The organism is Pseudomonas sp. NPDC089918 (assembly GCF_050280605.1).
Taxonomy (GTDB): Bacteria; Pseudomonadota; Gammaproteobacteria; order Pseudomonadales; family Pseudomonadaceae; genus Aquipseudomonas.
This window is the reverse complement of the sequence record NZ_JBNNVP010000002.1, coordinates 97,328-109,433: the sequence shown is the minus strand read 5'-3', so window position 1 is coordinate 109,433 and position 12,106 is coordinate 97,328. Positions and strand designations below refer to the sequence as shown.

At 60.7% G+C, this 12,106-nt stretch carries 6 protein-coding genes; 2 read left to right on the top strand and 4 right to left on the bottom strand.

The genetic code is table 11. The features are described from left to right. Nucleotides 1-53 precede the first annotated feature (53 nt). The 4 genes from ACQKPC_RS01985 to ACQKPC_RS01970 form a co-directional block, all read right to left on the bottom strand. Nucleotides 54-392 (bottom strand): hypothetical protein, encoded by a 339-nt coding sequence (locus ACQKPC_RS01985; RefSeq protein WP_427622930.1) that lies wholly within the window; start codon nt 390-392, stop codon nt 54-56. Nucleotides 393-485: 93 nt separating this feature from the next. Beyond that, nucleotides 486-3,266: an RHS repeat-associated core domain-containing protein gene (locus ACQKPC_RS01980; RefSeq protein WP_427622929.1), complete on the bottom strand. Its 2,781-nt coding sequence runs from the start codon at nt 3,264-3,266 to the stop codon at nt 486-488. After that, nucleotides 3,263-7,813 carry a SpvB/TcaC N-terminal domain-containing protein gene (locus tag ACQKPC_RS01975; RefSeq protein WP_427622928.1) on the bottom strand — a complete coding sequence of 1,517 codons (4,551 nt, stop codon included), beginning with the start codon at nt 7,811-7,813 and terminating at the stop codon, nt 3,263-3,265. Before ACQKPC_RS01975 ends, ACQKPC_RS01980 begins: the two co-directional genes overlap by 4 nt. A 326-nt stretch (nt 7,814-8,139) precedes the next feature. Next, complete coding sequence (locus ACQKPC_RS01970; protein WP_427622927.1) at nt 8,140-9,663, bottom strand: fumarate hydratase; 1,524 nt, start codon at nt 9,661-9,663, stop codon at nt 8,140-8,142. 336 nt (nt 9,664-9,999) lie between these two features. Here ACQKPC_RS01970 and ACQKPC_RS01965 point away from each other — a divergent pair, with 336 nt between their 5' ends. Together ACQKPC_RS01965 and ACQKPC_RS01960 are read left to right on the top strand one after the other, a co-directional pair. Further along, on the top strand, nt 10,000-11,106 hold the full coding sequence (locus tag ACQKPC_RS01965) for a diguanylate cyclase domain-containing protein (RefSeq protein WP_427622926.1): 1,107 nt from the start codon (nt 10,000-10,002) through the stop codon (nt 11,104-11,106). Beyond that, nucleotides 11,099-12,034, top strand: a complete 936-nt coding sequence (locus ACQKPC_RS01960) for an iron-sulfur-binding ferredoxin reductase (protein WP_401174128.1) — start codon at nt 11,099-11,101, stop codon at nt 12,032-12,034. Before ACQKPC_RS01965 ends, ACQKPC_RS01960 begins: the two co-directional genes overlap by 8 nt. Nucleotides 12,035-12,106: the final 72 nt, after the last annotated feature.

The following is a 12,106-nucleotide window of genomic DNA, read 5'->3' as shown; positions in this document are numbered from 1 at the left end:
CGATATCGCGCTGTTCTATCGGTTGGCCGCGCAGGTTATAGCCTGGGTCCGCGTTACTGTCGGCATAGCTGAAGCGTTCGACGTCCGGTTGCGTATGTTCTTCGATGGCGACCGGCCGTAACTGGTCGTCGTAGCGGGTCTGCCAGTGATGGCCGCGCTGATCTCAACGCTGCAGCACTTCGCCCGCCAACCCCGGCAGGCTCAAGCCAGCCGGCATCGACGCTGTCGACTTTCAGCGGCCCGCCGGTCAGGTTGTAGACCTTGGCCAGATTGGCCTTGGGCGCGGTGCCGGACAGGCGCGGATCCCATTGTGCGATCAATCGTCCGGCGGAGTCGTGGTGTTGGCGAGTGACAAGACTTTCAATAGTGGTTGTCGTGCGCAAATAGTCCACTTGCCTCACCGTTAGCGTTCGAGGGTCTTGGACAAGCAGGGTAGGCGTATGCAAATGCAGTGATCGTTCACGCGTTGGCACTCCGAGAGTCGGTCATCGTCTAGAGGACTTTCGTGAGGCGGTTCGCGCTTGGCGCAATGAAAACTGATTGTCTGTGGTGCCCATCTCTTTGTAGTAAGCCATTCCTTTTTGAGCGCGATCTATGTAGTCAAGGGTGGTTCTGGTTTGCTGTTGCAATACCGAGCGGTGAATCGGTGCGAGCATTTCTTTGGGTGTCATGTGGTTGACGTTAGAGAGCTGGTTGGCCGGGTCGATAACGTTGGCACCCAACGCATTGAAGGCGGCTTCGGCGTGCGCCCAACGTTGCTCGGTAGCGGCTTTCCAGTCGCTGAGCATCGTCTCGATTTTATTGATCTTGACCGGGTCGAGCCGGTTGTTGATGTCCTCGGCTTCCTGAACCCGAGAGCCCATACCAAGAGCACCACCGGTGATTGATACGACCGTGGCGATCACCCTGTTCATTAAAAAATCAGGGTTGAGCACCTTACCGGGAAGCTCTCGCCAGTTAATGCCTTCATCTTTAGCGAGACCTAATTTTTTATCAATTGCTGCAACTGAAATGGTCGAGGTTTGCGGTATCAGTGGGCGGATCAGGCCCAAGTTATTGGTAAAGGGAGCGTTCATTCCTCCGGCCATGTCTCCGCCGGCGTTGCCGCCGGTTAATCCTTCGAGGAAAGGCACTGCCGTCTGCGGTTTAAAGGCGGCGTAATGAGAGAATTGCGGAAGGAATGTGCTGGCTTGTGAACTACCAAAAACTCCGCCCTCATAGCCGATGATCCCATTGATAGTCTCGCCCAGCAGGTTCTTGCCAAGTTCGGGCAGGTTGTTCTTTTGATGGATGACGTTGTCCAGTTGCTGGAGTGTCTGATCGGCATAACCACCGAGAACGGAAATAAATTTCGAGTAATTGAAAATCACGCTTTCTGCTTTGTTTGCCCCGTCAGGATCCACATAGCGCAGCGGGTTGTTTCCCACAAACCCATACAGATTCAGCCCGTCCACATCCCCCGCCGGATCGGCACTCACCCAGCGCTGAAGCCACGGCGCATAGTACCGGGCGCCGTAGTAGTACAGCCCGCTGACATCCATTTCCTTGCCCGAATAGCGCACGGTCTTGTAATCGGCCTCCACCGCCGACGATGCCGTCATCCATGCGGTGGCGCCGAACGGGTAGTAACCTTCGTGGCTGATCAGCCGGGCCTGTTGATCCAGCTCCATCAGGCATGAACCCAAGTGGTCATCCAGGGTGTAGCGCAGTTGATCGGCGTCGATACCCGGCGGTTTACCGGTCACCCAATGCAGGCATCGTACGTTGCCGAACCCTATGGCGAGGGTGATGAGGTGCAGTTCTTCACCGTTGTCCCGGGTGCGAATCTCCAGTCCTGGCAGGTAGCGCACGTCGTGAAAATGGCTGATCGTGGCGGTATGGGTTTCCAGGCGCTTGTGGACCCGCACCCCCTGACTGTAGCGGTAATGCTCTACGTCGTCGGGGCCATTGTCGCGATCGACCAGTGTCACCGATGCCAATTGATCGCGCGCGTTCCACTGCAGGTTTTGCCCGGGCTGCAAGGCCTGGAGGTTGCCGTGACGGTCGAACAGGCGGTCGAACACCGGCGCGGGATCGCCCGTGACCCAGCGCACGCCACGGTTGCTGGCGGGATCGATGAACATCTCGCGGGTATGGTTGGCACCCTCGCGCACATGGCAGAGTTTGATCAGGTTGCCGCCGTCGTCGTACTGGTAAGTCTGCGTATAGTTGAGCCGGTTGGTGGGGTCGGTGGGTTGTGGGCGGCCTGGAATGTCCGAGGGCGGGCCGTCGTCGTAACCGCTGGCGCTGTGCAGTCGATACAACGAGTCATAGCTGAACTCGCGGTGGCCATCGATGCGCTGGTTGGCGAAATGCCGGGGCGTGAAAACATGGTCGAGCAGGCGCGTGAGGTGGCCTGCCGGGTCGTAGACATACTCGAAGTCCTGAAAGGCCGGCGCCTGGTTTTTCTGTGAGTAGTGCCGTAGCAGGCGCCCGTCGGCCGAGTCGTAGCGCCAACGGCTGATCACCCCGTTACCCGCATGTTGCTCAATGATTTGTCCGGCGGCGTTGTACTGCGCGTCCAGCAACACCGGTTGCCAGCCCGTTTGCCCGTTGAGCTGCAACTGCACCTGTTTGAGCTGCCCGGCGAGGTCGTAACGCGATTGCTGCCGATGATCGCCGGCATCAACCAGCTCGAGCACGGTGCCCAAGGGGCTGTAGCTGCGGCGGCTGACAAACGTCTGGGGGTCGTGGAAGGTACGGGTTTCGCGCAGCGGCTCACCGTTCAGACCGTAGCTGTCGAGGCGCACGCTGCCCGACGGATCCACCTGTTCGAGCAACTGCCCGCGCAGGTTGTGGCCGGCGTCGGCCGCGGCTGTGGCATAGGTGAAGGTTTCGACGTCCGGCTGGGCGTTTTCCTCCACAGCCATCACCCGCAACTGGTTATCGTAAGTCGTGCGCCAGTGATTGCCGCGCGCGTCCCAACGGTGCAGTGCTTCCCCTGCCAGCCCTGGCAGGCTCAGGCGCCAGCCGGCATCCACACTGTCGACGCTGAGCGACTCGCCCGCAAGACCGTAGACACGGGCAAGGTTGGGTTTGGGGTTGCCGAACAAGCGCGGATCCCATTGCGCCGCCAGGCGGCCGGCCGCATCGTAATGCTGGCGGGTCACCAGGGCAGTTGCCGTGTCACTGGCAATCGTACGCAGATAGGCGACCTGGCGGACCGGTAGGCCACGGCCGTCACTCACCGTGAGCAGGGGCGTGCGCCGATGGACACTGGTCGTCATGACGATGCGCCCGGCGGTGGCCTCGACAGGGTCTGATCGGTGTCGTTGAAGTCTTCGCTGACGTGGTACCAGGGATGATAGGTCTCGCGGGAAAAATAGCCTTTGGCATTGATCAGCTTGATCGGCCGGCCCGGTACGTCATAGAACAGTTGATCGAAATAGCCGAGCTCGCGCAGGGACTGGTCGTTGACGTAGTGATGGGTGTTGGCAAAAAACGGCCGATACTGCCGCACGGCCTGACCTTTGTTGTTGTAGTCCACCCGTTCGCTGATGCGCCAGCGCGGGTCGGCGAATTCCTCGAGAAATTGACCATTCTCGATGATCAGTTTGCCGTCGGCATCCGCCGCGTAGGCCATGCCGGGCTCCACCAGTTGCTGGGTTTGCAGCGCCCGGCCAAAACCGTCCACGCAGGCTTTAACGATTTGAATCTGTGCCGGTTCCCTGTCACTGGGATAACGGTCGGCGCTGAGGATGACGCTGTGCACCGGCTCGCGGTGAACCGTGTCGATGAGTCGGCTCAACGCCTGTTCCGCCATCGTCAGCGGGCTGCGTTGCCGCAACCGCTGGCGCGCGCTGGCGCGGATGTGCCCGCTGGGCAGAACATAACCGTCTGCGATCCAGGCGTCGCGCCATTGGACGGTCTCGCTGGCGAAAGGAGGAGGCTGTCCCATCCAGCTGAACAAATCCTTACGCAACGTACTGGCAGCTTCTTGTATGGCATCCACCGGGTTCTCGATGGCCGGGTCCGGCCGATAATCCTCTGGTGGATCGTAATCGCTCAGCTGCCCGAAGCCGGCGGTACTGCCATTTTCGGTGCCGTAAAAACTGATCGCCAGGGGCTGGCCGGACGGTTCGTAAATGGCTTCCTGAACATTGTCGTTGGCATCGATGATGCGCAGGGGTTGCAGCGCGTGATAGTCGTATTCGACCCGGGTGGTGCAACCGTCCGGCAATTCGACGCTGATGATCGCCAGACAATAGGGATCGTATTGAGCCTTGGTCACGCCGTGACTGGGTGTCTCATGGTATTTACGCACGTTGTAAAAACCATTGAGGCTGTCGTACTCGGCGAAACCGTAGTGGGCGGACCACAGGTTCTCTTCGTTGTCTGCCGGGAGCGACGGCTCGAACAGAAGCGGCATGGGCGTATAACCGATGTTGGCCAGTTCGTTGCGGATGTCGAAGGGCGGCGGCAGGTCGCCATAAGCATCGAGCGCGGTCTTGTCCATTTGCGCCACTTCCACCGGGCCGGCCAAGGCTTCGAAATCGGCTGAGCCTTTGTCCGGGTCATCGGGCCATACAGTGCCGTCTTCGGTCTTGAGGTAGCGTTGTATCGATTGCCCGGTCAACACCCTTAGCTCGTTCCATTCGTGCGAGTTGTGATGCTCTGCCAGTGTCTTGTACGACACTTCCTTTGGGTTGAGCCCCGACGGTAGTGTGCCTTTGGGCAATACCAGCGCATTGCTGCGTTGCTCCCAGGGTAACCCGAGCCGCCAGTGCTGCGGATCCTCATCCAGATCGATGAACCGGGCGCGGGTTTCGCTCAGATAAAAGAACTGCTGAGCCTCGTCATGAGCGTCCCGCCACCACTGCTGTTCATCGGGATCGGTAAAGGGTGGCGCGTCCGCTGCGGTCCGGCGCCGCGCATAGCTGATGGTCAGCGCGTGGGTGGGCAGGCCGTAGGCGTTCCACCGCAGGGTCACGTCATGACGGCACAGCGGGTCGTCGATAAAGTGGTCGTACTGGTAGCTGATCGTCTCCAGTGCCAGGGGCAGCAGCACCGCCGCGGCATACAGTTCACCGCGGGGCCGTACTTCGCGAACCAGGTAGCGGTGCTCTTGCACCGAGTAAGGCTGCGCCGTGGCCGGGTCATCCTGAGCGGCATAGGTTTCGATTCTGGCGACCGAGCCAACCAGCGCCCGGGCGATTTCGTAGCGGGTGGTATCGTCGGGGGGCGTCACGGGCTCATCACACTCATCATTGGCGTGATAACGGCTGAACAGCGTGTCGCCCAAGGGGAAGGCCTCGGTGTCGCGATCGAAATAGCCATCGCGCGGCCTGTCCATGGACTGCCCGGTATGGAACCAGGTGCACACCCGTACCGGTGCCGTGAAGCCAATATCGTCGTCGCCCGTGGCGGTCTCGCTGTCGGTTTGTCGCAGTTGGCCGAAGCCGCGGAACTCGCGCTCCTTGCCGTCGTAAACACCTTGGCGATAGGCAAACGATTGGGTCAGGCAATTGCCCGTGACTTCATCCAGCTGGCGCTGTTGATGCACGACCTGGACGGGGAAGGGTAAAAAGCACGCAGGGACCTCTGTCGGGTTGGCCACGAGCCGTTCTTGCTTTTCGTCCAGCCATTCCTGCGCGGAGCTGCGATAGACCGCCCGGGCGCTGCAGCCCATATTGTTGTTGCTGGCCGTCAGCAGGTACGGTTTGGCGGCGACAAAGTCGTAGCGCCAATGCTGCGGTTTCATGTGCGGCACCGTGAGGATCAGGCTGGCACAGCCCAGGCCTTGCAGGTCGGCGAAGGTGACCTGGCACAAAGGGTCGTAACGCACGTCCTGCGGCCAGGGCACAACGATCGGCGTCTGCTCCAGCCCGTTGCCGCCACGGTTCAGGTAAATCTCGAACGCAGTGGATTTCAGATAGATCAGTGCCGGTGCGCCGGACCCGTCGAGATCGGCGATTCGCACCCGTGCGGAATCGAATTCGCCGTACTCGAACGGCAAGGCGCTGATCACCCGTCCCTGGCCGAATTTGCCGTGCCCCAGATTTGGCCAGCATTCGATTTGGTCATGTCGAATGCGGCACAGCTCGGTCATGTCGCTGCCCAGCAGGTTGCCCAGCAGCACCAGCTCACTGGAGGAATTGCTGAACAGAGGGAGCCGGTCATCCAGTGGCTCATGCGGCGTTTCTTCGGCCGGGGCAAACCCTTGCTCGCGACGATTGGCGTACAGGCGCACGCACTGGGGACCGATCAGCCCCAGGGAATTGAGCCCGTCTCCCGAAAAATCACCCAAGCGGAAAAGGGTGTTGAAAAACTCCAGCGGAAATGCATTAAAGGCAATGGATTCTGCCCAGTTGCGATCGGCCTTCAGCGTACGGAAAACGCTCATGCCCGGTTGGGCGCTGATCCAGTCGAGGCGGCCATCCCCAGTCAGGTCGGTGAGTACCTGATGCACGGGTTGGTTGCGGTTCGCGACGGGGATTTTGTCCAGCGCGGTCCAGGGCCCGTAGCCGATGTCATCGGGCCCTGACAGGGCGCGCATCGGTTCTCGGTAGTACCAGCTCTGGTCATAGCGGCAGAGAACGCCTGGCACGCCTTCACCGTACAGGTCGACACTCTGGTAGTACTGGCCATCCTCGAGGCCTGGCATGTTGTCCGCTTCAAGCCATCGTGTGGGCGTTTGATTGATCTCGAATGGCGAGTAGTCGAACTCCACCGGTGGGCTGTTTTCCACGGCACCGCTGGTGCCGTAGGCCTGATAGTGGGCTGCGGTTATCTGGCTGAAGGTCCATCCCGGTGTGCTTTTCGAGTATTCCAGCAACAGGCGCCGAACCAGCACTGGCGCGTCGCCAAGCTCGTCCTCGGCAGGAAAGTGGTTAAACATCAACACTTGCCGGCAGAGTCGGCGCGTGCCCGTTTCAAAGCCCTGCCCATAGGTCGAGAAGGCGTCCGCGCGCGTCAGCCAGGGTTGCAGTGTGTCGCCGTCATATACGGGTTTTTCGGTCAGCGACGTGCTGCGCTCGCCGTAGTCGAACAGCAGATGAAAATGCCAGTCCAGATCGGCCGGGTTTTCCATCGTCCAGGCATACAAATCCTTGCTGGCCGTGAAGTTGCCGTAGAACACCCGATGCAGGTAGCGCTGGGCGCGGTAGTCATGGACGGGGTCGGCGTCTTGATCATCGGCTTTGTAATCGAAGCAAATATGTTCGCCGTGGGCGTTCATGCTTTCGCACAGCAGCCAGGTGCCCACGCGTAGCGGGTCGTCGGGATCGGCCCGGCGCGAAGACGCGGTTTTGCCGTACACGTGCAGTGAGCCATCGGCGTTGTGCACCAGCCAGAATGTTGGTGGATTCGCCTCTCTTGACCGGCTCACCCGTTGCCAGCGTTCTCGCAGGGCAAAGCCCTTTTCGCCCTGTGGCCTATAACGCACCACCCTGTGCGGGCCGATGTCGACGCCGTTGTAGCTACTTTCGAGGCGGGACTTGAGTGTTTTGTCTGAGTTGCGTACGGGCTCCCAGATTTTGCCGTCGTCACCGATGATTTCGTCATGATCGGTATAGCGCGGCACACCTTTGTGGGTGCGGCGGCTGATCTGGCCGACCCCCAGGTTCCAGCCGATGCCGAACGGCCCGTTACCCGCCTGGCTGCTGTAACTCAGGGACAGTTGCGGATCCCAACCCCGCCCTGCGGAAGCCGGTATCGGCAGTTCGAAGGCTGCCGCCCCGGTCGGGCCCACGGCGACCCAGCTTTTGCCGATGGTGGCGATCGATGCGCTTTTTGCGATGGACGGCGTCGTGATGCTGAGGTCTTGATCTGCCATGGTTTAATCCAATGCGCACGGTGGGCGTGGGTGGACTAACGCTATCAAGAAGGGGGAGAGACGTAACCTGTCAGATCTGACAGGTGAAGGTGGTTTTTTTAGAATGATTGGGTTGCAAGGCGTGGCTTTTTATCGCGATTGCAGGACACGCCAAATCATTGTGGGAGCGGGCTTGCCCGCGAAGAAGCCGGTACATCCGATAAATATTTTGCGGCTGGCATACCGCTTTCGCGAGCAAGCCCGCTCCCACAATGGGTTTTGTGGTGTTGGAAAAAAAACGGCCGGGTCATCTGGGGGATGACCCGGCCGTCTGGAGAGGGTTGCGCTTACTGCACTTCCACCGCCAGGCTTTCACTGATCTTTTGCTGCCAGATGGCAGGACCGGTGATGTGTACCGACTCGCCCTTGCTGTCGACCGCAACGGTCACAGGCATGTCTTTGACGTCGAACTCGTAGATCGCTTCCATGCCCAGTTCGGCGAACGCGACCACGCGGGATTTCTTGATGGCTTGCGCCACCAGGTAAGCCGCGCCGCCGACAGCCATCAGGTAAACGGCTTTGTGGTCCTTGATCGCTTCGATCGCGGTCGGGCCGCGCTCGGATTTGCCGATCATGCCCAACAGGCCGGTTTGCTCGAGGATCTGACGGGTGAACTTGTCCATCCGCGTCGCGGTGGTCGGGCCGGCCGGGCCAACCACTTCTTCGCGCACCGGATCGACCGGGCCGACGTAGTAGATGAAGCGACCTTTGAGGTCCACCGGCAGGGTTTCACCCTTGTTCAGCATCTCGACCATGCGCTTGTGCGCCGCGTCGCGACCGGTGAGCATTTTGCCGTTGAGCAGGACGGTTTCGCCCGGCTTCCAGCTCTGCACTTCTTCCGGCGTCAGGGTATCGAGGTTGACGCGACGGGCCGACGGGCCGGCTTCCCAGACGATTTCCGGGTAGGCGTCCAGCGGTGGCGCTTCCAGCGAGGCCGGGCCGGAACCGTCAAGCACGAAGTGCGCGTGACGGGTGGCGGCGCAGTTAGGGATCATGCACACCGGCAGGGACGCGGCGTGGGTCGGGTAATCCATGATCTTCACGTCGAGCACGGTGGTCAGGCCACCCAGGCCCTGGGCGCCGATGCCCAGTTGGTTGACCTTCTCGAACAGCTCCAGACGCATCTCTTCGATACGGTTCTGCGGGCCGCGTGCTTTAAGCTCGTGAATGTCGATGGATTCCATCAACACTTCCTTGGCCATGACGGCGGCTTTCTCGGCGGTGCCGCCGATGCCGATGCCGAGCATACCCGGTGGGCACCAGCCGGCGCCCATTTGCGGAACGGTCTTCAGTACCCAGTCAACGATCGAGTCGGACGGGTTGAGCATGGCCATTTTCGACTTGTTCTCGGAACCGCCGCCCTTGGCCGCCACGTCCACTTCCACGGTGTTACCCGGAACGATGGAGTAGTGAATAACGGCCGGGGTGTTGTCCTTGGTGTTTTTACGAGCGCCCGCCGGGTCGGCGAGGATCGAAGCACGCAGGACGTTTTCCGGCAGGTTGTAAGCCCGGCGTACGCCTTCGTTGATCATGTCGTCCAGGCCCATAGTGGCGCCATCCCAACGCACGTCCATGCCCACGCGCACGAACACGGTAACGATACCGGTGTCCTGGCAGATCGGGCGGTGGCCGGTAGCGCACATGCGCGAGTTGATCAGGATCTGCGCCATGGAATCGCGAGCCGCCGGCGATTCTTCTCGCAGGTAGGCCTCGTGCATCGCCTGGATGAAATCCACGGGGTGGTAGTAGGAAATGAATTGCAGGGCGTCGGCAACGCTCTGAATCAGGTCGTCTTGCTTGATCACGGTCATGAGTCGCGCTCCTCTAAAAGACGGGAACATTCAATAAGGTGCTTGCAGCTTGGGTGCATCGGTCGGTTGCAAGCACCTTTCAAGGCACGCCGGGCATGCTGGCGCGACGCTAAAAAGGCGCGGCAGTATACCGCGCCTCGATGACCTGTACACGCGCCGGATTTTGTGGCGAGGGGGCTTGCCACAGGATTTTTTCCTTGAGTTCGGGTCATGGCTTTGACGCCAGTTTTCTGCCCCGAAAATTGAATGGTCATTTATCAGACTCGCCACTAAAGTGGCATCCGGCCTGTAGAGTAGGACACTCGATCAGCCTCCTTTCCCACGGTGAATCAACGATTGACCCATAACGCCATCCAGCGGCTTTTGCTCAAACGCTTTGCCCTCGCAGCTGGCACCTACGCCCTGGCTTTGCTGCTGCTGTGGCTGGCGTTTTTCACCGGCCATTACGATGAATCCATCGCCGGTATGGCGATCGGCAGCGCGTTGGTGGTGCTCAGCCAGGCGGTGTTGTTCGCGGTGTTCTCGAGCGGTCGCAATCTGCGTTTTTCCGATCCGAGCCTGACCGAAGTGCAAATACTGCTGGGGCTGGGTTGGCAAACCTGGCTAATCGCCCACCTGGACGAGGCGCGTGGCGTGTTTCTGGTGTTTTACCTGCTGATTCTGTTGTTCGGGCTGTTTCATCTTTCGCGCACGGCTTTCGCCCGTTGCGCGTTTCTGGTGTTTTTCAGTTTCAGCGCCATCACCTTGTGGGAGGGCTACCACTTTCAGCTGCCCGACCCGACGCTGGCCCTGTTGCAGGTGTGCGTGCTGTTGGTGGTACTCGCGTGGCTGGTGCTTTACGCCCGTTACGTCCAGATGTCGCGCCAGCGTATGCGTCAGCGGCGGTTTGCCTTGCAGGCGCATCAGGACACCCTGCGCGGGATGATGCGCCAGCTCGAAGGTTTGGTGGCGACCGATGAACTCACCGGGCTGTTCAACCGCCGGCATTTCCTGCGCCTGGCCTCCCGGGAGTTGAACGCCATGGAAGCCGATGTGGTGCATGGCCTGGCGTTGATCGACCTCGATCACTTCAAACGCATCAACGATGTTCATGGCCATGCCGCCGGCGATCAGGTGCTGCAAGCGTTTGCCGGAGTGGCCACCGCCTGCCTGCGCGATGGCGATGTTCTGGCCCGTTATGGCGGTGAAGAGTTCGTGGTGCTGTTGCCCGATTGCGATGCCGAGCGCCTGACGGCGTGTTGTGAGCGGTTGCGCATAGCGTTCATGGATGTCGAATTGGTCGGCCTGGATGTGCGCAACCTCAGCCTGTCGGTGGGCATGACTTTGTTGGCGCTCGGCGACGATCTGGATGACGCCTTGCACCGCGCGGATCAGGCGCTGTATCGCGCCAAGCGCGATGGCCGTAACCGTTGCGCGGCGGCCTGGGAGAATGTCGATGCCTGAGTTACGGGTCGGCGAACGCCAATGGACGGTGGCGGCGGGCAGCAACCTGCTCGATGCCTTGAATCAGAACGGCGTGTCGGTGCCCTATAGCTGCCGCGCCGGCAGTTGCCATGCGTGCCTGGTTAAATGTGTCGAGGGCTTGCCCAGCGACAGCCGTCCCGATGCCTTGAGCCATGAGCAGCGTCAGCAAGGTTGGCGGCTGGCCTGTCAGTGCCAGGTGGTCGACGATCTGCAAGTCGAAACCTTTGACCCGCTGCGTGATGGACTTGCCGCTCAAGTGGCCGCCAGCGATTGGCTGAGCCCCAGCGTTTTGCGTTTACGCCTGACGAGTGAGCGACCGTTGCGCTATCAGGCGGGGCAGCATCTGGTGTTGTGGGCGGGCCAGATTGCGCGGCCGTATTCCCTGGCCAGCCTGCCGGAAGAAGACCGCTTTCTGGAGTTTCACCTCGATTGCCGTCAGCCGGGGGAGTTCAGTGATTCGGCACGCCAGTTGAAAATCGGCGATCCGATCCGCCTCGGCGAGTTGCGCGGTGGAGCGTTGCATTACGACCCGGACTGGCACACCCGACCGCTGTGGTTATTGGCGGCCGGCACCGGTCTGGGGCCGTTATTCGGTATTTTGCGCGAAGCCTTGCGTCAGGATCACCAGGGCCCCATCCGCGTCATTCACCTGGCCCATGATGCGGGTGAGCATTATCTGGCCAAACCCCTGCAAGCCATGGCCGACGGCCGTGAAAACCTTAGCATCGAGCTGTGGACCGCGGCCGAGTTGCCCGCGGCTTTGGCACAACTGCGCCTTGTTTCGCGGCAAACCCTGGCCTTAGTCTGCGGGGCCCCCGACAGCGTCGACGCCTTTGCCCGGCGCCTGTACCTGGCGGGTTTGCCGCGCAATCAACTGCTGGCGGATGTCTTTCTACCCCGTGGTTGAGCGCTGATATCTGTGGCGAGCGAGCTTGCTGTGGCGAGGGGGCTTGCCCCCGTTGGGCTGCGAAGCGGCCCC

What these genes read in the sequence shown, in the direction of transcription:
- ACQKPC_RS01960 (WP_401174128.1), top strand. Translation starts at nt 11,099, where the DNA reads ATGCCTGAGTTACGGGTCGGCGAACGCCAATGGACGGTGGCGGCGGGC.
- ACQKPC_RS01975 (WP_427622928.1), bottom strand. Translation starts at nt 7,813, where the DNA reads ATGGCAGATCAAGACCTCAGCATCACGACGCCGTCCATCGCAAAAAGC.
- ACQKPC_RS01980 (WP_427622929.1), bottom strand. Translation starts at nt 3,266, where the DNA reads ATGACGACCAGTGTCCATCGGCGCACGCCCCTGCTCACGGTGAGTGAC.
- ACQKPC_RS01970 (WP_427622927.1), bottom strand. Translation starts at nt 9,663, where the DNA reads ATGACCGTGATCAAGCAAGACGACCTGATTCAGAGCGTTGCCGACGCC.